This window comes from Dokdonella sp. (assembly GCF_044227025.1).
GTDB lineage: Bacteria > Pseudomonadota > Gammaproteobacteria > Xanthomonadales > Rhodanobacteraceae > Dokdonella_A.
Map to the genome: position 1 here is coordinate 340,762 of NZ_JBGAFX010000005.1, position 24,125 is coordinate 364,886.

Annotated in this window: 17 protein-coding genes and 1 tRNA gene; 5 read left to right on the plus strand and 13 right to left on the minus strand. The window is 66.0% G+C overall.

All coding sequences use genetic code 11. From position 1 onward, the window contains the following. Positions 1-13: 13 nt before the first annotated feature. From ACILRJ_RS13965 to ACILRJ_RS14010, 10 genes are all read right to left on the minus strand, one after another. Positions 14-3,127: an efflux RND transporter permease subunit gene (locus tag ACILRJ_RS13965; protein WP_395683808.1), complete on the minus strand. Its 3,114-nt coding sequence runs from the start codon at positions 3,125-3,127 to the stop codon at positions 14-16. A 217-nt stretch (positions 3,128-3,344) separates the two neighbouring features. Beyond that, the gene (locus tag ACILRJ_RS13970) at positions 3,345-4,148 is read right to left on the minus strand and encodes a LytR/AlgR family response regulator transcription factor (protein ID WP_395683809.1); all 804 of its coding nucleotides are present in this window, start codon (positions 4,146-4,148) and stop codon (positions 3,345-3,347) included. Then, positions 4,117-5,205, minus strand: coding sequence for a sensor histidine kinase (locus ACILRJ_RS13975; protein WP_395683810.1), 1,089 nt, complete (start codon positions 5,203-5,205; stop codon positions 4,117-4,119). The genes ACILRJ_RS13970 and ACILRJ_RS13975 overlap by 32 nt, the downstream gene beginning before the upstream one ends. A gap of 143 nt (positions 5,206-5,348) precedes the next feature. After that, a complete protein-coding gene (locus ACILRJ_RS13980) occupies positions 5,349-6,047 on the minus strand; it encodes a response regulator (protein ID WP_395683811.1) in 699 nt (232 codons plus the stop codon). Next, positions 6,044-8,764 carry a DUF4118 domain-containing protein gene (locus tag ACILRJ_RS13985; protein WP_395683812.1) on the minus strand — a complete coding sequence of 907 codons (2,721 nt, stop codon included), beginning with the start codon at positions 8,762-8,764 and terminating at the stop codon, positions 6,044-6,046. The genes ACILRJ_RS13980 and ACILRJ_RS13985 overlap by 4 nt, the downstream gene beginning before the upstream one ends. A 92-nt stretch (positions 8,765-8,856) precedes the next feature. Beyond that, positions 8,857-9,429 (minus strand): potassium-transporting ATPase subunit KdpC, encoded by a 573-nt coding sequence (gene kdpC, locus ACILRJ_RS13990; protein WP_395683813.1) that lies wholly within the window; start codon positions 9,427-9,429, stop codon positions 8,857-8,859. Positions 9,430-9,448: 19 nt separating this feature from the next. Further along, positions 9,449-10,276, minus strand: coding sequence for a TorF family putative porin (locus ACILRJ_RS13995; RefSeq protein ID WP_395683814.1), 828 nt, complete (start codon positions 10,274-10,276; stop codon positions 9,449-9,451). Positions 10,277-10,427: 151 nt separating this feature from the next. Next, entirely contained in the window at positions 10,428-12,500 is a 2,073-nt protein-coding gene (gene kdpB, locus ACILRJ_RS14000) for a potassium-transporting ATPase subunit KdpB (protein ID WP_395683815.1), read from the minus strand. A 100-nt stretch (positions 12,501-12,600) separates the two neighbouring features. Then, entirely contained in the window at positions 12,601-14,406 is a 1,806-nt protein-coding gene (gene kdpA / locus ACILRJ_RS14005) for a potassium-transporting ATPase subunit KdpA (protein WP_395683816.1), read from the minus strand. Then, the gene (locus tag ACILRJ_RS14010; protein WP_395683817.1) at positions 14,403-14,495 is read right to left on the minus strand and encodes a potassium-transporting ATPase subunit F; all 93 of its coding nucleotides are present in this window, start codon (positions 14,493-14,495) and stop codon (positions 14,403-14,405) included. Before ACILRJ_RS14010 ends, kdpA begins: the two co-directional genes overlap by 4 nt. 359 nt (positions 14,496-14,854) lie before the next feature. On the opposite strand from ACILRJ_RS14010, the gene ACILRJ_RS14015 reads away from it, so the two are divergent. Next, on the plus strand, positions 14,855-15,241 hold the full coding sequence (locus ACILRJ_RS14015) for a hypothetical protein (RefSeq protein ID WP_395683818.1): 387 nt from the start codon (positions 14,855-14,857) through the stop codon (positions 15,239-15,241). Positions 15,242-15,276: 35 nt separating this feature from the next. On the opposite strand, the gene ACILRJ_RS14020 is transcribed toward ACILRJ_RS14015, so the two are convergent. Together ACILRJ_RS14020 and ACILRJ_RS14025 are read right to left on the minus strand one after the other, a co-directional pair. Beyond that, positions 15,277-16,725 (minus strand): DUF1501 domain-containing protein, encoded by a 1,449-nt coding sequence (locus ACILRJ_RS14020; RefSeq protein ID WP_395683819.1) that lies wholly within the window; start codon positions 16,723-16,725, stop codon positions 15,277-15,279. A 13-nt stretch (positions 16,726-16,738) separates the two neighbouring features. Beyond that, the gene (locus tag ACILRJ_RS14025) at positions 16,739-18,562 is read right to left on the minus strand and encodes a DUF1800 family protein (protein ID WP_395683820.1); all 1,824 of its coding nucleotides are present in this window, start codon (positions 18,560-18,562) and stop codon (positions 16,739-16,741) included. A 188-nt stretch (positions 18,563-18,750) separates the two neighbouring features. Between ACILRJ_RS14025 and ACILRJ_RS14030 the strand changes: the two genes are divergently transcribed. Further along, positions 18,751-18,827 (plus strand) — tRNA-Asn (locus ACILRJ_RS14030). 168 nt (positions 18,828-18,995) lie between these two features. Here the strand turns inward: ACILRJ_RS14030 and ACILRJ_RS14035 are convergent. Beyond that, positions 18,996-19,553 (minus strand): GspH/FimT family pseudopilin, encoded by a 558-nt coding sequence (locus ACILRJ_RS14035; RefSeq protein WP_395683821.1) that lies wholly within the window; start codon positions 19,551-19,553, stop codon positions 18,996-18,998. Between the two features lie 139 nt (positions 19,554-19,692). Between ACILRJ_RS14035 and uvrB the strand changes: the two genes are divergently transcribed. The 3 genes from uvrB (at position 19,693) to ACILRJ_RS14050 (ending at position 24,099) form a co-directional block, all read left to right on the plus strand. Beyond that, positions 19,693-21,711 (plus strand): excinuclease ABC subunit UvrB, encoded by a 2,019-nt coding sequence (gene uvrB / locus ACILRJ_RS14040; protein ID WP_395683822.1) that lies wholly within the window; start codon positions 19,693-19,695, stop codon positions 21,709-21,711. 70 nt (positions 21,712-21,781) lie between these two features. Continuing rightward, positions 21,782-23,158 carry a sensor histidine kinase gene (locus tag ACILRJ_RS14045; protein ID WP_395683823.1) on the plus strand — a complete coding sequence of 459 codons (1,377 nt, stop codon included), beginning with the start codon at positions 21,782-21,784 and terminating at the stop codon, positions 23,156-23,158. Further along, a complete protein-coding gene (locus ACILRJ_RS14050; protein WP_395683824.1) occupies positions 23,155-24,099 on the plus strand; it encodes a response regulator in 945 nt (314 codons plus the stop codon). The genes ACILRJ_RS14045 and ACILRJ_RS14050 overlap by 4 nt, the downstream gene beginning before the upstream one ends. Positions 24,100-24,125: the final 26 nt, after the last annotated feature.

Genomic DNA, 24,125 nt, shown 5'->3' on the forward strand with positions numbered 1-24,125 from the left:
CGTGTACGAATGTTCATGCGGCGCGCGCGATCGCCGCGCTTTCCTCGCCGGATGGCGAGGGTGCGGTCTTCGCATCCTGCTTGTGTTCGCGCGTCGTCAGGCGCATGAGGCTCGGCAACAGCAGCAGCGAGAACACCATCGCGACGACGACGCCACCGACGTTGACCGCCGCGAGGCCACGATAGATCACGCTGCCAGGCCCCGGGTTGATCGCCATCGGCAATGCGCCGAGTGCGCCGGTCAGGGTGCTGGCGAGGATCGCGCGAAGTCGCTGGTTCAGCGCGAGGCGGATCGAATCCTCGAGGTCGTGGCCGTGGTTCTGCGCGTCGCGCGTGCGATCGACGAGCAGGATCGCATGATTGACGATCACGCCGACCATCATGATGAAGCCGATCATCGTCAGCAGGTCGAGCGGCTGGAACGCGATCGCGCCGAGCACGCGCAGGCCGAGCACGCCACCGACGAGCGCGACCGGGACCGTCAGCACGACGACGAGCGAGTCGCGCAGCGAGCGGAACATCGCAGCCATCAGCAGGAACAGCACGAGGATCGCGAGCACGAAATTCTTCGCCATCGTCGACACGGTCGCCTGGAGGCGGTCGGCGCTGCCCGCGAGGCGGATGTTCGCGTCGGCAGGCAGCTTGGCCTTGAGCGCGGGAACCACCTCGTTCTGAAGCGTCTTCAGCGCATCTTCGAGCGACAGCGTCGGCGGCGGATCCATCGTCAGGGTCACCGTGCGGCGGTGGTCGAGCCGGCGGATCTGGTTCGGGCCGAGCGCGGTCTCGAGCTTGATCACGTCGCCGAGCGGAACGACCTGTCCCGATGGCGACACCAGCGGCGCTTCGGCGAGCGACTCCGGCGTTTCGCGCCGGTCCGCACGCAGGATGATCGGCAGGCGCGTCTGGCCGTCGAAGTATTCGCCGAGCCAGGCACCGTCGCCGAGAGCGCGCACGATCGTGCCGAGCGAGGCGCGGTCCCAGCCGGCCTCGGCGATGCGCCGGTCGTCCGGGATCGCGTGCAGTTCGAGCGTGGTCTGGTCGGTGGCCGGGTTCGCCTGCACGTTCGCGCCGGGGAACTTCTGCTCGAGCAGCTTGCGGCCTTCCTCGGCGACGCGATTGAGCGTCTCCGCGTCGTCGCTCTGCAGGTGGATCGCGACCGAACGCGCGGAGCCACCGACGCCACCGAACAGCTCGCCTTCGGTCGAGAACGCGCGCGTGTCAGGGAAGCCGACCGTGATCTCTTCGCGCATCACGCGTTCGAGGTCGCCGATGCGCTTCTCGTCGACGACGCGCGCGCCGATCGTGCCGCCACCCGGCCACAGCCAGATGTAGTAGTTCTTCAGCGCCGGTTGCTTCTCGCCCTTCATGTAGGGCTCGAGGCGTTTGATCAGGGTATCGCCGATCTCGCTGTTGACCTTCTCGGGGCTCATGCCCGGCGGGAAGCTGAAGAACGTGTCGATCGCCGCGCGCTTGACCGGCGGCAGGTAGTCGAGCTTGGGCAGGAAATACCAGCTCGCTGCGAGCGGCAGCACGAGCAGGCCGAACACCCAGCCAAGCTGCTTGGGGCGCGTGTCGGTCCAGCGCAGGATGCGTTCGGTCAATGCCGGCCAGCCGTCTCCGTAACCGGACTTCAGCTTCTTCGCCTTGAGCCAGCCGCCGGCTGCGGCCGGCAGCACGGTGATCGCGACGAGGATCGACAGCGCGACTGCGATCGAGATCGTGAGCGCGAGGTCGGCGAAGATCTGTCCCTCGACGTCGCGCAGGAACAGCACCGGCAGGAACACCGCGATCGTCGTGATCGTCGATGCGATCAATGCAGGCACGACCTGCGCGGTGCCTTCGCGCGCGGCCTCCACCGGCGTCATGCCGGCCTCCTTGAGGCGGATGATGTTGCCCGATACGACGATCGCGCCCTCGACCACCATGCCGACCGCGAACGCGAGGCCCGCGAGCGAGATAACGTTGAGGCTGCGACCGGCCAGGTCGAGCGCGCCGAACGTGGCCAGCAGGCAGATCGGGATCGCGCTCGCGATCAACAGCGTCGCGCGCCAGTCGCGCATGAACCACCAAACGCAGATCAGCGCAAGCAGGGCGCCGACGATGAGGTTTTCGGTGAGCAGGTTCACCGCACGATGGATGAACAGCGCCGAATCGAAGCTCTGCTCGATGCCGAGGCCGCGTGCCTTGAGCGGGCCGTCGCGCAGTTCGGCGACGACCTTCTTGACCTGTTCGAGCGTGCCGAGCACGTTCGCGCCGGGTGCGCGCAGCACCTGCAGGCCGACCGCCGGATTGCCGTTCTGGTAGACGAAGAACTGCTGTTCCGGCGGGCGCCGCTCGATCGTCGCGACATCGCCGAGCTTGATCGGGCGCCCGTCGCGCCAGGCGAGCACGAGCCCGGCGAGATCCTCGGGCTTGTAGCGGCCGGTGAAACGCAACTGGTATTGGCGCCGGCCGACTTCGACCTGGCCGCCGGACACGTCGCTTGCGCTCGCCGCCTTCTGCGCGATGTCGGGAATCGCGATGCCCATCGCCGCGGCCTTGGCGAGATCGACCGTGATGCGCACGTCGTCGGGCGGGCCCGCGTTGACGTTGACCGATGCGACGCCCGGCACCGATTCGATGCGCGGCTTGATCACGTCCTCGATGTAGCGGCGGTAGCTTTCGATCGGACCTTGCGTGCCGGGCAGCAGTTGCACGAAGAACCACGACAGCGAATCGTTGGAGTCGTTGCCGCCGCCGCCGATCTGGATCACCGGGCGATCCGCGTCCTGTGGCAGCGGGCGGATGCGATTCATGCGACCGATGACGTCGACGAGCGCGGCGCGCATGTCGGTTCCGATCGAGAAATTGAGGTTGATGAAGCTGCCGCCGTTGTTCGCGTTGCCTTCGATTTCCTCAACCCCGGGCAGGCCCTGCAGGACCTGCTCCTGCGGCTCCAGCAGCTGGGCTTCGGCTTCCTCCGGTGACGCCGCGCGCCAGCCGGTGAAGATCGTGATGTTCGGCCGCTCGATGTCGGGGAACAGCTGCAGCGGCAGCTTGGCGAGGCTCATCCCGCCGAACAGGCAGACCAGCAGGACGGCGACGCAGACCGCGATCGGGTTGCGGATGGAGGATTCGATCAAGCGCATGGCGGCAGGCTCCCGGCTCGACGCCAGCGTGCGCCGTCGTCACCGGGGAATGGATGCGCCATGAGTAACAAAGGTTGCGTCGATTGCGCCGAACCGTGGCCTGAGGGCGACGAGGCGTGCAACGGACGGCGGCACGCGCCTGCGCGTACCGCCCTGCGCGCGTGTCGTCAAGCCGTAGGGCGGGTCGAGCCGCACAATGGCGAGTCCCGCCATCGGCTCAATGCAACAACCGCACCTTCTCCTTGTAACTGCGCGACAACTTCAGCTGCTGGCCGGAATCGAGGATCAGGAAATACTCGCCGTTGAGGTGCGCGCGCAGTTCCTTCACGCGCGCGACGTTGACGATGGTCGATCGGTGGATGCGCTGGAAGCGGCGTGCGTCGAGGCGGCTTTCGAGTTCGCGCATGGTCGCGCGCAGCACGTGTGTCTCCTTCGACGTGTGTACGCACATGTAGTCACCGGCGGCGTCGATCCACAGGATATCCTCGAGCGGCACGCGCAGGATGCGTCCGGCATCCTTGATCGACAGGCGCTGCTCGGCGGGTTGGGCGATCCGATCGGCGTCGACGAGTGCCTGTTCGAGCGTCAGCTCGGGGCGGCCGGAGACGTCGCCGAGCAGGCGCAGCAGGCGCGCGCAGTGGTCGTCGGCTTCGCGTGCGGCGAGGTCGCGCCGGACGCGTTCGATCGCGTCGTCGAGGCGCGCGTCGTCGATCGGCTTGAGCAGGTAATCAATCGCATTGGCCTCGAACGCACGCAGCGCGTACTGGTCGTAGGCAGTCACGAAGATCGTCAGCGGCAGCTGCGGCAGCGGAACCGCGCGAAGCAGTTCGAAGCCGTCGACACCGGGCATCTGCACGTCGAGGAACATCAGGGTCGGCTGGTGTTCGGAGATCGCGAAGAACGCCTCGCGGCCATTGCCGGCTTCGGCTACGACTTCGATGTCCGGGTGGCGCGCAAGGCGCAGCGCGATGCCGCGGCGCGCAAGCGGTTCATCGTCGACGATCAGGGTTGGGATGCGCATCGGCGTCTGCCTCGGTCGCGGGTTCGAAGGGGAATTGCAGGCGGACCTCGGTGCCCTGCGGCTGCAGGCGGGAAATCTCGAAGTGCTGGCGCTCGCCGTACAGCACGCGCAGGCGCTCGCGCGTGTTGGCGAGGCCGACGCCCTGGCCGTCCGTGCGCTCTGGCCGGTAGTTGAGGCTGCCGGGACCGTTGTCGCGCAGAACGATCTCGAGCACGTCGTCGTCGACGCGCGCGATGATTTCGATGCGTCCTGCCTCCTCGCGCTTCGAAATGCCGAACTTGACCGCATTCTCGATCAGCGGTTGCAGGATCAGGCTCGGCACCATCGCCTCGCCGGCCGGCGGCGTGATCAGGATGCCGACCTGCAGGCGATCGCCGAAACGCACCTGTTCGATCGCGAGGTAGCGCTGGATCGAACCGATCTCCTGGTCGAGCGAAACCTTCTGCTCCGGATCGCTGTCGAGCGAATAGCGCAGGAAGCCGGAGAGTGCGCCGACCATGCCGTTCGCCTGCTGCGCGCGGCCGTCGAGTACGAGGGTGGAGATCGCGTTCAGCGTGTTGAACAGGAAATGCGGGTTGAGCTGGTAGCGCAGCATGCGCAGCTGCGCCTGGTGCGCCATCGCGGTGGCCTGCAACGCGGTTTCCTTCTCGTGCTGCAACTGGCGCGCGAGCTTGATGCCGACGTAGGCGCCAGTCCATGCGACCAGCAGCTGCAGCCAGCCGAAGAAGTAGGACAGGTAGCCGAGCCAGGTCTTCGGCGGTTTGCATTCGGTGCAGAAATTGGACAGCGCCAGCCACCACGCATAGCCGCCGACGACCGATGCCACGACCAGGGCGATGACTCCCCAGCGCAGGCGTTCCGCCGGCGGATGCGACCAGGTGGCCTTGAGCACGGCGCGGATCGCGAGGGTCAGCAGAAAGCCGCACAAGGCGTCGTAGAGATTGAGCCTCCACATCGAGAGCGGCCGGCCGTAGCCGATCTCGGAGAGGAAAGTCTCGAGTCCATAGGCGAGCCAGGCCCCGGTCTGCAGCAACCAGAACTGGCGTTGGCGGCTCATCATCGACGCGTGGTCACTCGAACGGAGGTCATCCGGTAATATTAGGATGAATCGATCGTTGCGGATCGCGGTTCGGCGCGGCGCGGCCACCGTTCGCCTTGGCGCATGTCGGGCCGGCGCCTTGCCGGCCCGGTTCGCTTCGACTAGCTGTCCGCGATGCGGTAGCCGATACCCACTTCCGTCAGCAGGTACATCGGCCGCGCGGGATCGGGCTCGATCTTGCGCCGCAGGGCGCGCATGTAGGTGCGCAGGTAATGCGGGGACTCCACGTGCGCGGCGCCCCATACGTGGTTCAGCAACTGGCGATGGGTCATGACCTTGCCGCGATGCCGGGCCAGCGCGCAGAGCAGGTCGTACTCGATCGGCGTCAGGTGGATGTCGATGCCGTCGCGCGTCACGCGGCGGGCAGCGAGGTCAATCACGATGCCGCCGATCTCGATGCGCACTTCCTTCGTTCCGTCCGCGCGCGCCGACAGGTGCCGTTCGGCCACGCGCAGGCGAGCGAGCAGTTCGCCGATGCCGAACGGCTTGGTCACGTAGTCGTCGGCACCCGCGTCGAGCGCGACCACCTTGTCGCCTTCCTTGTCGCGCGCCGACAGCACGATGATCGGCCGCGTGCACCATTCGCGCAGTCGCCGGATTACGTCCAGCCCCGACATGTCGGGCAGCCCGAGGTCGACGATGAGGATGTCGGGCTGGCGCATCGCGGCGAGCTTGATACCTTCCGCGCCGTTCGACGCGATAAGCAGTTCGTACGCATGTGCTTCGAGCGCCGCAACGAGGAAGCGCTGGATCTGCGGATCGTCCTCGACCAGTAGCAGGGTGGTGCGCGATGCGCTCATGCGGGCGTCGGCCTCGGCGCCTGGGTCGGTACCGTGAAGGATATTTCCGCACCCCCGCCCGGTACGTTGCGCGCCGATATCGTCCCCCCGTGCGCATCGATGATCGCCTTGCTGATGGCGAGGCCGAGCCCGAACCCGCTCTGCGCACTCTCCGGCGCGCCCTGGTGGAACTTGTCGAACACGCGCTGCTCGTCGCCCGGCGCGAATCCGGGGCCGTGGTCACGTACGCTCACCCGCAACGTGTCCTGCGAGACCTGCGCCGAAATCTCGATTGTGGTGCCCGCCGGCGTGTGGCGTGCGGCATTCTCGAGCAGGTTCGACAGCACCTGTCCGAGCAGCACTTCGTCGGCCCAAACCAGCGGAGGGTCTTCCGGAATCGCAAGGGAGACGGGGTGGTGTGCGAGCACGGCGCGCAATCGCTCAAGCACGCCGCCGACGAGTTCGTCGATGGCGATGCTGTCGCGGCACAGCTCGGTGCGCTCGCCGGTGAGGCGGGTCAGGTCGAGCAGGTTGCCCATCAGGCGGTTCATGCGTTCCGCCTCGTGCAGCAGCGTGTCGAGGAGGGTTGTGCGTTGTACCGCGTCGAGCGCGCCCGGCGCGCTGTCGCGCAAGGTCGATCCCGCCCCGATGATGGTCGCGAGCGGCGTGCGGAAGTCGTGCGAGATCGCGCTCAGCAATGTGTTGCGCAGGCGTTCCGACTCGATCTGGACATTGGCATCCTGCGCCGCCTGCGCGAGTTGCACGCGCTCCATCGCGACCGCCGCCTGGTTCACCAGCGCTTCGACCAGATGCATCTGTTCCGGCACGGTCAGCTGGCGCGGCTCGCGCGGACGCAGGCCGAGCACACCGATGCAGCGCTTGAGCGCGTTCAATGGCAAGTAGATTGCGGCGGCGCTGGCGAGCGTATCGGTGCCGAGGCCAGCCTTCTGGCGATGATCGAAGGTCCATTGCGCGATACCGAGGTCGTTGCCTGGCACCGGCATGCGGGCGAGCCCGGACGACGCACGCTCGGCGCCGCGATCGCAGAAACCGGCCGGGTCGCGGATCCTGCCGTCGGCGTCCGGCAGCAGTACTGCAGCCTCGCCGTCGACGCTGGCGAGCACATGTCGGACGAGGAATTTCGACAGTTCCTCGATGTTCCGGCGACGCGCCAGTTCCCGGCTCAGTGCATAGAGTTCGGCAGTGCGCCGCTCGCGCTGACGGGCGACCGATGCCTGCCGTTTGCCGCGCGCTGTCAGTTGGCTGATGACGAGGGCCGTCGTCAGCATGACGCCGAACGTGATCAGGTATTGCGTGTCCGAGACCGTGAACGAATGGACTGGCGGCACGAACAGGAAATCGAACAGCGCGACGCCGAGCACGGAAGCCAGTATCGACGGTCCGCGACCGAAGCGCGCGGCGACGAACACGGTGCCGAGCAGGTAGATCATCACGACATTGGTGCGTTCGAACAAACCGTTGATCTGCAGGCACAACAGCGTGGTCAGGGCAACCACAGCAAGCGCTTTCACATAGGCAGGCCAATGGCTGTTGCGCGCGGGCAGGCGTGGCGGTGCCGGACGATCGTCGTGCTGCTCGCCGGTGATCACGTAGACATCGATGTCGCCGCTGCCATCGATGATTTCGTCGACCAGAGTGCGCCGGAGGAGCGTCCGCCAACGCGCGCGCAGGGGCTTGCCGACGATCATGCGGGTGACGTTGCGCTGCCGCGCGAAATCGAGCAGCGTCGTGGCGACGCTCTCTCCACTGAGATTCGCGGTTTCGGCGCCGAGTTGCTCCGCCAGTTTCAGCGTGCGCAGGATGCCGTCGCGTGCAGATTGCGGCAGGCGCGCAAGCGCCGGCGTCTCGACGTAGACGGCGAGCCATTGCGCGTGCATGGCGGTGGCCATGCGCCGCGCCGAACGAACCAGGCGCGCCGATAGCGGATCGGGACCGACACAGACGAGAAGGCGGTCGTTGGCCGCCCAGGTATCGGAGATCGCATGGCGTTCGCGGTACTCGCGCATCGCCGCATCGACGCGATCGGCGGTCGCGCGCAGCGCCAACTGGCGCAGAGCGATCAGGTTGCCCTTGCGAAAGAACCCCTCCGCGGCCTGGCGCGCCTTTTCGGGCAGGTAGACCTTGCCTTCGGCGAGGCGTTCGAGCAATTCGTCCGGGGTCAGATCGACCAGCTCGACTTCGTCCGCTGTGGCGAATACCTGGTCCGGCACCGTCTCGCGCACCTGCACTCCGGTGATCTGCGCGACGACGTCATTTAGGCTCTCGACATGCTGGACGTTGACCGTGGTGTCGACATCGATGCCCGCCTCGAGCAGCTCTTCGATGTCCTGCCAACGCTTGGGATGCCGCGCACCCGGATGGTTGCTGTGCGCAAGTTCGTCCACCAGGATGCGTTGGGGATGGCGTGCGAGCGCGCCATCGAGGTCGAACTCGGTCAGAACGATGCCGCGATGCTCGAGGCGCAACGGTGGCAGGACTTCCAGCCCATCGAGCAGCGCTTCCGTTTCCGGGCGTCCATGCAATTCGACATAGCCGACCACGAGGTCGACGCCGTCGGCCTTGAGGTGCCGTGCGCTCTCGAGCATCGCATAGCTTTTGCCGACACCGGCCGTCGCGCCGAAGAATATCTTGAGCCGGCCTCGCCGTGCGCGCGCAGCTTCGCCCTGGACGCGGGCGAGCAGCACATCGGGATCCGGACGCTCGGGTATCGAAGACATGGTCGCGCGGTCGCAGCTTCGCGCATCATGCGATGCGCAGTCCCCGATGGCAACGACTGCGCAAGTCGCCGGGCGATCGCGCGGTCACGCGGTCAACCCTTGCCGTCGAGCAGCAGGTTCAACTGCAGCACGTTGACCCGCGGCTCGCCGAGCAATCCAAGCTGGCGGCCCTCGGTCGCCTTTGCGATCAGTGCCGCCACCTGTTCGGGTTGCATGCCGCGCACGCGCGCCACTCGCGCGAGCTGGTATTGTGCCGCCGCAGGCGATATGTGCGGGTCGAGGCCGCTGCCGGAGGCCGTGACCAGGTCCACCGGAACCCGTGCCACGTTGCCGGGATCGACCGCGCGCAACGCCTGGATGCGCTGCTTCACCGCATCGGCGAGCGCGGGATTGGTCGGTCCGAGATTCGAGCCGCTGGACGCGGCCGAATTGTTCGCGAACGGCGCCGTTGCCGAGGGTCGCGGCCAGAAGTACTTCGGATCGGAGAACGGTTGCCCGATGAGCGCCGACCCGAACACCTTGCCGTCGCGCTCGATCACGCTGCCGTTGGCTGCCCGCGCAAACAACGCTTGCGCGAGACCGGTCACGACCAGCGGATAAACGATGCCCGTGACGATCGTCAGCGCGACGAGCATGACGACGGATTGACGAATGATCTTGCCCATGATCGTGTCCCCTTTTTGTTCAGAACGTGCCCTGCAGCGTGACGAAGCCACGCGTCCCGCCGGTGTTGCGCGTGTCGGCGGCATTCGTGAAGCTGGCGGTGTGGCCGAAGAACGCGTCGTTGTCGGCACGGGTCGCGCCGAGGCTTGCGGACCAGTGCGGATCGAGCTGGAACTTCAATGTCGCGCCGACGTCGGTGTAGTCGGCTTTCGTTGTTCCGTTCGCCAGTGGCGTCGCGAGGCGCGTCGTGACGTCGGTCCGGCCGGCATGCAGGGCGAGGCTCCATTGCTCGTTGAACGGGATCGCTGCGTTCAGTTCGAGGTAGCCGGTGCCCCGGGAATCGCCGCGATAGCCCTGTTCGACATCGATGCCGAAGTAGTCGGTCAGGGCGCGCGAATACTTCACGGTTAGCCACTTCCACGACAGCGCCGCGTTCGCCTCGAGCGTGTTGAACGAACGCGACGCGAGGCCGGCTTCGTCAAGATTGCCCTTTGGGTACAGGTAGCTGTAGAGGCCGACGCGCCAGGACCAGTCGCCGTTGATCGACAGGCCGTAGTTCGCATAGACGTCGAGCTCGAGCGACGCGCCAGGATAGCTCTTGTCGCTGACGCTCGAGGCCCAGAAGCCGGCGGCGAACCCGTTCTCCATCGTGAGGTCGCCGCCACCTTGTATCGCGGGAGTGCCCCAACTCTGGGTCAGGCCGCGAAACATGTAGTCCGAAACCAGCGCGATGTTGCCGGTGACTATGTAGCTCGAGGAGTCTGCTCCCGTCTCCGTCGTCTGCGCCATGGTGGATGCAGGTGCAATGAGTGCGGCGAGCAACGCCGCGGGCGTAATCGACTTGTTCATCAATATCCTTGAATGCTTTCGGCGCGTTCACCGCCGTGACCGGCGCTGGAAATGGTGCGAGCGGGATTCGTTGGCCGCGTGGCCTGTGTCCGGTCGAGCCGAGGTCGACGCATGAGTGGTCTGCATGAGATGCGTGCGCATGGGGCTCGACTCAGGCCAGGCCGCACGTGACCAGTAGCAGATCGATCGCCTTGATGCCGATGAACGGCACGAGCAGGCCGACGACGCCGAAAACCAGCAGGTTCCTGCGCAGCAGCTGTGCCGCGCTCATGGCGCGGTAGCGCACGCCCCTGAGGGCGAGCGGGATCAGCACGATGATGATCAGTGCATTGAAGATGACCGCGGACAGGATCGCGCTCTGCGGCGTGGCGAGATGCATGACGTTGAGCGCGTTCAACGCGGGATAGGTCGCGGCGAATGCGGCCGGGATGATCGCGAAGTACTTCGCGACATCGTTGGCGATCGAGAACGTGGTCAGCGAGCCACGCGTGATCAGCATCTGCTTGCCAATCTCGACCACCTCGATCAGCTTGGTCGGGTTCGAATCCAGATCGACCATGTTGCCGGCTTCCTTGGCCGCCTGGGTGCCGCTGTTCATCGCGACTGCGACGTCGGCCTGGGCGAGCGCCGGCGCGTCGTTGGTGCCGTCGCCGCACATGGCGACGAGGCGACCTTCGGCCTGGATGTCGCGGATCAGTTTCAGTTTCGCTTCGGGCGTCGCTTCCGCGAGATAATCGTCGACGCCGGCTTCGGCGGCGATCGATGCGGCGGTCAGCGGGTTGTCGCCGGTGATCATGATCGTGCGGATACCCATGCGGCGCAGTTCGGCGAAGCGCTCGCGGATGCCGCCCTTGACGATGTCCTTGAGCTCGATCACGCCGAGCGCATTCGCATCCTCGGCCACGACCAGCGGCGTGCCGCCCTTGCGTGCAATGTCCTCGGCTGCTTTGGTGAGCGCGGCTGGCAATGTCGCGCCGACCGCGGCGAGATGATTGCGGATCGCATCGACCGCACCCTTGCGGATCCTTCTGCCGTGGATGTCGACGCCGCTCATGCGCGTCTGCGCGGTGAACGGCACGAAATGCGCGTCGAGCTCATGCAGCGCGCGTTCGCGCAGGCCGAACTTCTCCTTCGCCAGCACGACGATACTGCGCCCTTCGGGCGTCTCGTCGGCGAGCGAGGCGAGCTGGGCGGCGTCGGCCAGCATCTTCGCGTCGACCCCGGGCGCCGCATGCAGCGCCACTGCCTGGCGGTTGCCGAGCGTGATCGTGCCGGTCTTGTCGAGCAGCAGCACGTCGACGTCGCCAGCCGCTTCGACCGCGCGGCCGGACATCGCAATCACGTTTGCCTGGATCATCCGGTCCATGCCGGCGATACCGATCGCTGAAAGCAGGCCGCCGATCGTGGTCGGAATCAGGCAGACGAGCAGGGCCATCAGTACGGTGAGCGTGACCGGGCTGCCGTGGCCGGCGGCAGCGACGGCGTACAGGGAATAGGGCAACAGGGTCGAGCACGCGAGCAGGAAGATCAGTGTGAACTTCGCGAGCAGGATCGTCAGCGCGATCTCGTTCGGGGTCTTGCGCCGGCTTGCGCCCTCGACCATCGCGATCATGCGGTCAAGGAAGCTTTCTCCCGGATTGCTCGCGATGCGCACGACGATCCAGTCCGACAGCACGCGTGTGCCACCCGTGACCGAACTGCGATCGCCACCGGATTCGCGGATCACCGGTGCCGATTCACCGGTCACCGCGCTTTCGTCGACCGATGCAGCGCCGTCGATGACTTCGCCATCGCCCGGAACGCTGTCGCCGGCTTCGACCAGCACGTGATGGCCAACGCGCAATTCGCCTGCGGGCGTGAAGACCACATCGGCATCGCGGCGCGGCGCCGTCAGCTTCTTCGCGATGACGTCGCGTCGTGCCCCACGCAGCGCCTGCGCCTGCGCCTTGCCACGGCCTTCCGCGATCGATTCGGCGAAGTTCGCGAACAGCAGGGTAAACCAGAGCCATAAGCCAACCCAGAAAATGAAGCTTGCCGGCGCCTCTCCATGGCCGGCCAGCGCCTGCACCCAGAGCGCCGTGGTCAGGATGCTGCAGACGAATACGACGAACATCACCGGGTTGCGGAATTGCTGGCGCGGTGAGAGTTTGCGGAATGCAGCCGTGATCGCCGGAACCATGAGTTCCTTGCTCAGCGCGCTGGTACGTGCGGTGGTCGATGTCATGTGAATGAGTCCAGATAGTCCCGTTCGCGCCAGGCGATCGCCTGGGCGACTCGCGAGAACCGTTCGCACGGGCGGTGCAAACGGGAGGGGATTCGTGCAATCAATGTCCGAAGGCCGAGAGATGTTCCGCGATCGGCCCGAGCGCGAGCGCAGGCAGGAACGTCAGGGCGCCGACGATGACGACGGTGCTCGCCAGCAACACGATGAACAGCGGCGTGTGCGTCGGAAGTGTTCCTGCGGAAGCAGGGACGTGCTTCTTCGCAGCGATCGATCCGGCGATCGCGAGCATGCCGATCGCGAGCGGGAAGCGCGCCAGGAACATGCAGATCCCGAGCAGGCTGTTGTAGAACGGCGTGTTCGCGGAGAGGCCGCCAAACGCGCTGCCGTTGTTGTTCGACGCGGACGATAGTGCGTACAGGATCTCGCTGAAGCCGTGGATGCCGGGGTTTGCGGTGCCCGCAACGCCGGCCGGGGCGAGCACTGCAATCGCGGTGCCGACCACGACCAGTGCGCACGGGATCAGCACGACCAGGCTCGCCATCTTCATCTCGTAGGCCTCGATCTTCTTGCCGAGGTATTCAGGCGTGCGCCCGACCATCAGGCCGGCGATGAACACCGCGACGATCGCGAACGCGATCATTCCGTACAGGCCGCTGCCGACGCCGCCGAAGATGACCTCGCCGAGTTGCATCAACGACATCGGAACGAGGCCGCCCAGCGGTGTGAACGAGTCGTGCATCGCATTGACCGAACCGTTCGACGCGGCGGTCGTCGCGCTCGCCCACAGGGTCGAGTTGACGACGCCGAAGCGCACTTCCTTGCCTTCCATGTTGCCGCCTGCCTGCGCGGCCGACGCCAGCTGATCCACTCCCGCGGAAGTGAAAGCAGGATTGCCGGCTTGTTCTGCAGCCGTGCAGGCGAGCAGCAGGGGTACGAAGATCACCAGCATCGTCGCCAGCAGGGCCCAGCCCTGGCGACGGTCTTCGACCATCTTCCCGAACGTGTAGCAGAGCGCAGCCGGAATCAGCAGGATCGCCAGCACTTCGAGGAAGTTGCTGAGCGGTGTCGGATTCTCGTACGGATGCGCCGAGTTGACGTTGTAGAAGCCGCCACCGTTGGTGCCGAGCTGCTTGATCGCGATCTGCGATGCGGCGGGGCCGAGTGGCAGCGACTGCTCGACCACCGGCGACTGCCTCGTCTGCGCATTGCCGTCCGCGTCCTTGAGCGGATTGCCATCGGCGTTCTTGACCGCTTCTGTCTGCGTGGTCGCCTGCAGCAGCGGGACGTTCTCGTACGGTTTGAAGTTTTGCGGCACGCCCTGCGAGACGAGTACGAGCGACAGCAGCAGCGACAGCGGCAATAGTACGTACAGCGTACAGCGCGTCATGTCGACCCAGAAGTTACCGATGCCGTTCGATGTCTTGCGCACGAAGCCTCGGACCAATGCGATCAGTACGGCGACGCCGGTCGCCGCGGACAGGAAGTTCTGCACGGCGAGGCCCAGCATCTGGGTCAGGTAGCTCATCGTCGACTCGCCGCCGTACCCCTGCCAATTGGTATTGCTCGCGAAACTGATGGCCGTGTTCAGAGCGGAGTCTGGGGAGATCGCGCCGAAGCCCTGCGGATTCAACGGCAGCCACTGCTGTACCCGTTGCAGCAGATAAACGACGAGCAGGCCTAGGACGTTGAAGGCGAGCATCGCCAGCGCGTATCGCTTCCAGCTCATGTCCTCGCCATGGTCGACGCCGGCGACGCGGTACAGACCGCGCTCCACCGGCGCACCGATGCGCAGCACGCGGTTGGGTGAATCGGCGAAGACGGCGGCCATGTAGGCACCAAGCGGCTTCACCAGCGATACCAGCACGACCAGGTACAGGCCGAGTTGCAGATAGTTGTTCGTGGTCATTCGAACCACTCCGGCTTGAGCAGGGCGATCGCCAGATAGATCGAAAGCGCGAGTGCGATCAGCGCTGCGACGGTGTACAGGACGTTCATGGACGGCGCTCCGCGCGGCAGTAGACGGGGATCGCGGAAGGGGCCTTGGCCCTAGGCGCGACCGTAGTGGACAGCGGGTTCACTTGCGTTCCTCCAGCCGGGCACACAGCCAGAGGTAGCCGCCGGTCAATGCGACCAGGAGGGCGAGCAACAGCAGAGAGGCGATGTCCATGACGAGTCGTCCAGGTCCAGCGTGACCGTCACGATAGGAGGCAGCGCGTAAGGAACGCGTAGAGAATCAGCGCGTGCGCATAAACATCGCGTAAAAATCAGCACGTCAAGGGACGGAATGCGATCTGGTCGACCGATCGGGGGCGCGCGAGTTGTCAGCAGGCACCGAACTGCGTCAGGCTGTGCGCATGCGCCGACTCCTTGCCTTCGCAGCTTGCAGCCTCGCCACGCCGTTGTTCGCGGCGAGCCACACCGTCAACGTCGGGCCGGGCGTTTCCTACAGTCCGGCGACGCTGACGATCGCGCTCGGCGATACGGTCCGGTTCCGCAACCGCGGCGGCCTGCACAACGTGGTCGCGGACGACCTGTCGTTCCGGTGCGCGCGAGGCTGCGACGGTACCGGCGGCAATGGCGCGCCGAGCAGCGACCTCTGGTTTGTCGACATCGTCTTCAACCAGCTCGGCGAGGTGGGCTACTACTGCGAACAGCACGGCTCGCCCACCGACGGCATGCGCGGCACGATCGTCGTGCTGCCTTCGACGCCGGTCGATTTGCAGTCATTCACGATCGACTGACGCCGGCGGCGCGCGCCCTCCGCGCTCGACCCGTCCTACGAGACGAAGCCGAGATAACGCGTGTTGAAGTTCGCGAGATTCGGCGTGATCAGGTCGATGTCGCCGTCGGTGAGTCCGAACCATTTCGCCAGCGTCGCGGTGTATTGCTCGACCGACGTGGTGGGGATGATCTGGCCGTAGCCGGCATCGTTCGGATTGGAAGCCGATGGTGCCAGGCTCGGCATGTGCGCAGTTCCGGTATGGCCGAGATCGTCGCCGTAGAACCTGGTGCCATTGACCGCGCCGCCGACGACGAAGTGGTGCGAGGCCCAGCCGTGATCGCTGCCGTTCTGGTTGTTGGAGAGCGAGCGGCCGAAATCGGAGGCCGTGAATGCGGTGACCCGCGATGCCAGCGAGACGCTGTTCATTGCATTGTGGAAGCCGGCGAGCGAGCGCGACAGATCGACCAGCAGCGGGTCCTGACGCACGAGCTGGTCCGAATGCGTGTCGTAGCCGTCGGTCGTCACGAAGAACACCTGGCGCTGGATGCCGGTGTAGCCGGGCACGTTGTTGTTCGCCGCCCACACCAGCTTGGCGACGGTCTGGAGTTGCTGGCCGAGCGTGTCGGTGCCGGTGAAGAAGCCGCTGAAATCCGGCATCCCGGCCGCGCCGAGCGTTGCATCGATAAGGCTTGCGGTCGCCATCGAGTGGCGCATCGACGAACCATAGGTGCGTTCGAGCGCATTCACCTGGCCGGGCGCATGCAGGGCGTTGAATGCATTCTGGAGCGCGTTCGTCTGCGACAACTCGTACGGGAAGTCGACCACGTTCGGGCCGTACCAGTTCATCACGTACCCGTTGACGTCCTGTCCCCGCAGGAACGCATCCTGCCCGCCGAGCGAGGTCAGGGTCGGGATGTTGGCGGGATTGGCGTTGACGACCAGATCGGCGATGCGCCCGCCCCAGCCGGTCACCGGCTGGTTGTTGGGTGGCGAGGATTGCCAGTAGGCCGACTGGTCCGCATGCGAGAACAGCTGCGGCGGCAACGGCGGATTGCCGTTCTGGTATTCGGCCTTCGTCACGGGCTGCACCAGGGTGCCGACGTTGGCGACGATCGCCGCCTTCCCGGCATTGAAGACGGTCGCCAGCTCCGGCATCGATGCGTGCAGGCCGTAGCTCGATCCGTCGCCCGGACTGCCGAACCCGGATGCAGGCGCATTCAGCGCGTGCAGACCGGCGGTCGGTAGTGCGAGCGTGGGCCGTACCGCGAGGTAGTCGGTGCGCGCCTGGCCCGAGATTGGCACGATCATGTTGAAGCCGTCGTTGCCGCCGTACAGGAACACGCAGACGAGCGCGCGATAGTCGGCAAACCCGTAGGTGCCCGCGCGCGTCGCCGCCTGCAGCAACTTCATGCCGCCGAGGGCGGAGTAGACGCTGGCGCCGCCCAAGGCCGCGCAAAGCGTGTCGCGAACGAAGCGTCGGCGATCGGGGTTGTAGGTGCGCATGATGGCCGGCTCCTTATTTCTGGATCATGTATTCGGGCGAGGACAGGATCAGGTAGAGCGCGGTATGGATGCGCCACAAGCGCCAGTCGGAAACGCCATCGGTCCAGGTCGAGTCGATGGGATTCAGGTAGGTCAGCAGCGTCTGGCGCATGAAGGGCGACATCTGCCCGGACATGAAACGCTTGCTGTAGGCATCGACGAGCCGGTTCGCCGGGTCGGCGGCGCCGCCGTTCGCGCTGGCCGCGAGTGCGATGTCCTGCAGGTGATCGATCCTCACTTCGCCGAAGTCGTCGCCTGCGCAGCTGTCGGAGAAGTCGAGCGCGAACGATCGCACGCCGACACTGTTGACCGTGTTCGCGATGATGCTGTCGGTCTGCAGCTGGAATTCGGGGCCGCGCAGTCCGCGCGTGGTCATCTCGCCCGGCGGCAGGTAGCTCGGCTTGAAGAAGTTGAACACCGACGGCGCGTTGATCGGCGCCTGCGCCACGCCCGATCCGTACTGGCTGTCGGAGGTGCCCCATGCGGTGATGTAGCCGGCATAGCGGTATGGATTGGCATAGTGGCCATTGGGTCCATCCGTGCCGCAGATGTGGCGTGCATGCATCGCGCGCCAGAAGTGCGTCAGCGCGAGCAGGGGTTCGCGCAACTTGCCGAACGTATCCATGGAGCGCCACTGGCCGAAACGTGCTTCCGGATCGAGCAGGACCGCCTTGATCACTTCGCGCAGCTGGTTCGCATTGGCGCGATTCGCATTGAACACCGCCGCCACGCGTTGCACGTAAGCCGGCGCAGGGTTGCTCGTGACGAGGCGCTGGATCAGCTGTTTCGAAATGAACGGACCGACGTTCGGGTGGTTGTAGATGTTGTCGAGCGCGAACGCGAGGTCGGAAGCGGGCGTGCCGCCGTCCGTGAGCACGCCGCCATTTTGAGCGCCGGGGTAGGCGAGCAGCTGCTTGGCGTGCATGTCGTCGGCATGCGTGCCGTTGTCGTGGTACGCCGCGATCGGCGCCATCGGCTGCATGAAGTTCGTGCTGTTGGTCCAGTCCGGGCCGCAGGTCGTGAAGTCGGCGCAGTCCGACCAGTTCCAGCCGGTGAACACATGCGCGAACGCCGAAATCGTGTCTTGCGTGTAGGTCGGGATCTCCTGTCCGCCGCTGAGCGTCGGGGTGCCATCGGGATTCAGCAGCACGAGTCCGACACTGAACAGCTGGTTGATCTCGCGTGCGTAGTTCTCGTCCGGGTGGATGTTCTGCGCCGCATTCGCGCGCTGGTTCGCGAGCATGTTGAGGTAGACGCCCATCGCCGGGTTCAGCGTCATCTTCTCGAGCAGGGTGCGGAAGTTGCCGAACGCGCCGTCGACGAGCGTGTCCTGGTAGTAGGCGATTCCGCGCGGAAACGCGGCGAGCATCGCATTCTGTTCGGAAACCACCATGATTTCGCTGAGGGCGAACGCGACGCGCTGGCGCAGCTGGTCGGAATGGATCAACGAAATGTTGGCCGGATCGGGTCCACCGAGTGCGCCGAGGAACCATGCTTCGCGCCGGGAGTCCTGCCCGACCTGTTCGCCAAGCGTGGTTTCGACCCAGTCCATGTAGGCGAGCGTGTGCGTCGGTGCGGCTGCGAACTGTTCCGTCAGCCACGTCTGGTAGCCGACCGCGCGCAGGTGCGCGATGTCGCCGTCGGTGGGTCCGAACGTCGCCTGCGCCAGGAAGCGCGAAGCGTCGGAGTCGGTGAACGGCCCGAGTGCGGCGCCCTCGAAGCCATCGTGGAGCATCGCGTCCGGCGCATGGCTCTGCGCGAACACGATGCCGGAGACCGCGACGGCGAGCGCCGCCATGGCGCAAGTCGCAGTGCGACGAACAATCCCATGCATACCCATGATTTTTCCCCAACCCCCGCTGGACGGAGCATACGTTACGCTTACAACGGATTGAAAACGTGCGCCGGGCCACAGCGGACGCGTGACGGACGTCGCGCCGTCAGGGACTTGACGTCCGGCACACGTCGCCACAGAATATGCGGCTCGCCCGAATAGCTCAGCTGGTTAGAGCACTTGACTGTTAATCAGGGGGTCGTTGGTTCGAGTCCAACTTCGGGCGCCACATGCTTTCGCCGGGACATCCCGGAAACACCAAAACCCCGCGGACCGCGGGGTTTTTTGTTGCCGTCGTTTCCCCTGCGTACGCGCGAGGCCGCACGCCGCTGGCGGGTTGCCGCCCGCGAAGCGTGCATTGATCGCTGCCAGAGCCGTCGACGGGTCGACCCGGTCTTCATCCCGCGCCGGCAATGCAGTCAGATGCCGCGCCCGCCGTAGCCTGGCCGAGTCGGATGCGGCCGGACTGGCTGACCACCAGAGTGCGCGCCCGCGTCGGCCCGGCGGCGCGGTCGCATACGGTCAACGTGATGTTGGTGCCGGAGGCCGAGCCGTCGGACTGGTAGTCGATGCGTGGCCGGCCGACGGTGGCGAGGATGCCGATGCCTTCCGGCTGCGCCTGGCCGCCCCCGATCACCGGCTCTTCGTCGGAGCGCTGCCCATCGTGGTCGCGATCGGCGAACAGCAGCCAGCCGAGATGCCATTGCGTGGTGTGCAGGCAGGTGCTCTGGTCGACGCTTGGACAGGCTATGACATGCATGCCGCGACTGACGGCCGCGCTGCGCGCCTGGTTGAGCGACGCCTGCAGATCGGCCATCACGACTTGCTGGCGCGTGCGTCCGAGCAGGTTGCCGAAAGCCGGAATCGCGACGGTGGCGAGTACAGCGACGATCGCGAGCGCCATCATCAGCTCGACCAGGGTGAATCCACGCATTGCCTTCGCTTCCTGCGGCATGGCCACGACTCCGTGTGAGGTCGGGCACATCCTAGGCGGCCGATCGGCCGCGCGCGATGGGCGCATTCGTGCAGCAGTGTAGGAAAATCGCGCGAGCCGACGCCCGATTCGCATGGACGCACGCCGTATACTTCGTCGGATGACCGACCGCTTCCAGCTTGTTTCACCGTTCAAGCCATCCGGCGACCAGCCGGCCGCGATCGAACGCCTGACCGCGGGGTTCGAAGCGGGCCTCGCGCAGCAGACCCTGCTCGGTGTGACCGGTTCGGGCAAGACGTTCACGATCGCGAACCTGATCGAGAACGTGCAGCGGCCCACGCTGGTGATGGCGCCGAACAAGACCCTCGCGGCGCAGCTCTACGGCGAATTCAAGGAGTTCTTCCCGCACAACGCGGTCGAGTACTTCGTCAGCTACTACGATTACTACCAGCCCGAAGCCTACGTTCCCTCTAGCGACACCTATATCGAGAAGGACGCATCGATCAACGAACATATCGAACAGATGCGCCTCGCCGCTACCAAGGCGCTGCTGTCGCGCCCGGATGCTCTGATCGTCGCGACGGTCTCGGCGATCTACGGCCTCGGCGATCCCGAGGACTATCTGCAGATGCGCCTGATCCTCGCGCGTGGCGAGCACACCGACCAGCGCAAGCTGATCCGCCACCTGACCGAGTTGCAGTACACGCGTGGCGACATGGACCTGCGTCGCGGCAGTTACCGCGTGCGCGGCGAGGTCATCGACGTGTTCCCGGCGGAATCGGAGACCGAAGCGCTGCGCATCGAGCTGTTCGACGGCGAGATCGAGAACCTTTCGCTGTTCGATCCGTTGACCGGCGCGACCTTGCGCAAGATTCCGCGTTTCGTGGTCTACCCGAAGACCCACTACGCGACCACGCGCGAGAGCGTGCTGAACGCGATCGAATCGATCAAGGCGGAACTGAAGGAACGGCTCGCGTACCTGTACTCGGCCAACAAGCTGGTCGAGGCGCAGCGGCTCGAACAGCGCACGCGCTTCGATCTGGAGATGATGGCAGAGGTCGGTTACTGCAACGGCATCGAGAACTATTCGCGCCACCTGACCCGACGCCAGCCGGGCGAACCGCCGCCGACCCTGTTCGACTACCTGCCGGCGGATGCATTGCTGGTCGTGGACGAATCGCACGTGACGATTCCGCAGATCGGCGCGATGTACAAGGGCGACCGTTCGCGCAAGGAGACGCTGGTCGAGTGGGGCTTCCGGCTGCCATCCGCGCTCGACAACCGGCCGCTCAAGTTCGCCGAGTGGGAGGAGCGCGAGCCGCGCACGGTGTTCGTTTCCGCCACGCCGGGGCCGTACGAGATCGACAAGTCGCAGGGCAACGTGGTCGAACTGGTCGTGCGCCCGACCGGCCTGATTGACCCGCGCATCGAAGTGCGGCCGGCACGCACCCAGGTCGACGACCTGCTGACCGAAGCGAACTTGCGCATCGCGCAGGGCGACCGCGTGCTGGTCACGACGCTGACCAAGCGCATGGCCGAGAACCTCACCGAATATCTCGACGAACACGGCATCCGCGTGCGCTACCTGCATTCGGATATCGAGACGGTCGAGCGGGTCGAGATCATCCGCGACCTGCGCCTCGGCAAGTTCGACGTGCTGGTAGGCATCAATCTGCTGCGCGAAGGCCTCGACATGCCCGAGGTGTCGCTGGTGGCGATCCTCGACGCGGACAAGGAAGGTTTCCTGCGTTCCACCGGTTCGCTGATCCAGACCATCGGCCGCGCCGCGCGCAACCTGCGTGGAACTGCGATCCTGTATGCCGACCGCGTCACGCGCTCGATGCAGGCGGCGATCGACGAGACCGATCGTCGTCGCGCCAAGCAGGTCGAGTACAACGTGGCGCACGGCATCACGCCGGCGTCGATCGTCCGCAAGATCAACGATGTCATGGAAGGCGCGCGCAGCGAAGGCGAAAGCGAACGAGGTCGTGGCCGCGGCGCGCGCAAGGTGGCTGAGCCGGTTGCCGATTACCGCCTGCTGTCGCCGGAGCAGATCGCGGCAAAGATCCGCCAGCTCGAGGCGCAGATGTACAAGCATGCGCAGGATCTCGAGTTCGAGGACGCGGCGCGTCTGCGCGACGAGATCCACCGCGTGCGCGAGCAGGGACTGATCGGCTGATCGTTGTCGGTAACGTGGCTGTCGTCGATGCCGACTAGGCTGCGCCGCATCCGCGGCATGGACGACAACGATGAATCTTGCATTGGCGGCGCCGGCAGGGGCGCCGATCGGCGACCCTCTCACGCGCGCGATTTCCGGTGATGCGCGGTTTGGCGCCGGCCGCGGCGAGCTGGCTGCGCTGCTGCTCGCGACCGAACCGCTGCGCCCCGAAACCTGCGTGCTCGATGCAGCCCAGCGTTTCCTCGAAACCCGTCATGCGGGACTGCTGAGTCTTCCGGTGGTCGCACCGGACGGCCGTCCTGTCGGCATGATCAGTCGCTACGAACTGATGCGCATGTTCCTGCAGCCGTACGGGCGCGAGCTGTACGGACGCCGTCCGATCGCGGTGTTGATGGATCGCGCGCCGCTGGTGCTGTCGCTGGCAAGCTCGATCGACGAGGCGGCGCGAGCAATCGCGTCGCATGTGAGGAGTCCGATCACCGACGACTTCGTGCTGGTGGATGAACGCGGCTACGCCGGCACCGGCCTCGTCCTCGACGTGTTGCACGCGGTCGAGAGCCGCCTCGCCGAGCGTTCGCACGAACTCGAACGTGCCTATGCTCGTCTGAAATCGTCGCAGTCGCAGCTCGTGCAGTCGGAGAAGATGGCCTCGCTCGGACAGATGGTTGCAGGGCTGGTGCACGAGATCAACACGCCGCTCGGCTACGTGCGCAACAACGTCGAAATGACGCGGGTGGCACTCGGCGATGCCGCGCGCCTCGTGTCGGCACAACAGGCGGTGATCGACGCGGTGACGGGCGAGGGCGAGCCGGGCGACCAGCTCGATGCGCTCATTGCCGAGATCGGCCAGTTGCGGGTTACGGTCGATCCGGCCGCACTCGACGACCTGTGCGGGTTGCTCGATGACACCGTGCACGGCATCGGCCAGATCGGTGAGCTCGTGCTGAACCTCAAGGACTTCAGTCGCCTCGACCAGGCGGGCATGCAGAAGGCCGACATCAATCGCCTCGTCGAGAGCGCGCTGCGCATCGTCGCGCACGTGCTGCGCAAGCGCGATATCGAAGTCGTGCTCAAGCTCGGCGAGATCCCGCCGCTGGACTGCGCGCCGGCGCAGATCAACCAGGTGCTGCTCAACCTGCTGGGCAACGCGGCGCAGGCGATCGAGCACAACCACGGGCGCATCGTCGTCGCGACCCGGATGCTCGATCGCCGCGCGATCGTCATGATCGAGGACAACGGCAAGGGCATCGAGGCGAGCAACCTGCCGCGCATCTTCGATCCGTTCTTCACGACCAAGCCGATCGGGCAGGGCAGCGGCATGGGGCTGTCGATCTCGCACCAGATCGTCGATCAGCACGGCGGCGTGATCCGGGTCAGCTCGAAGCCGGGCGTCGGCACCCGTTTTCTCGTGGTGCTGCCGCTGGGCCCGGACGGGGCGGATGCATGAACGCGCCGTTGCCCTGCGTATTGTTCGTCGACGACGAGGAACGCATCCTGCGCTCGCTGCGCATGCTGTTTCGTGGTCGTTGCGAAACCCTCGCGACAACGTCGGCGCGCGAGGCGATCGAGTGGGTGCGCCAGCGCCCGGTGCACGTGATCGTCAGCGACCAGCGCATGCCGGAGATGGGTGGCGTCGAGGTCCTGCGCGAGGTCGCGACGATTTCGCCGGCGACGATGCGCATCCTCCTGACCGGATACGCGGACATCGATGCGGTGACCGCTGCGGTCAACGAGGGCGAGATCTACCGCTTCATCGAGAAGCCGTGGCTGGCGCGGCAGCTGATCGCGACGGTCGAGCAGGCCGCGCGCGTCGCGATGCACGATTTCGCCGCGGCATCGCGTGAACAGATCCGCGTGGCGCCGCCGGAGGCCGCGTTCGCTTCGGTGGCCGCGCGGGTCGTCGTGCTCGACGAGGAGGGGGCCCTTGCGGCGCAGGTGCGCGAGCTGCTGCCCGGGGCGGTGCAGGTCGAACACGCGAGTGACCTGGAGGGAGCACTCGATCTGCTCGTCGACCATGACGTCGCGGTGATCGTCGCGCGCCTGTCGAGCGCCGACGGCGAGGTTGCAGATGCCCTGAAGCAGCTGAAGACGTTGCGGCCCGCGACGCTGGCGATCGTGGTATCGACGTTGCGCGACAGTCGCTTGCTGATCGGCCTGATCAATGAAGGCCAGGTGTTCCGCTTCCTGCTGCAACCGCCGCCGCGCGAGCTGCTGCGGCGTGGCCTGATCGCCGCGCTCGAGCGCCACGAGCAGCTGCGGACTCAGTCGAACCTGCTGCGCCGACACGCGGTGGAGGTGTCGAGCGTGCCATCGTCCGCGACGATGCCCGGGCGCCTGCTGCGGGCGTGGCGTCGCCTGCGCGAGGCCGCGGTCATGCGCATCGCCTGATTCCGCTTGCCCATGCCCCAGCATGA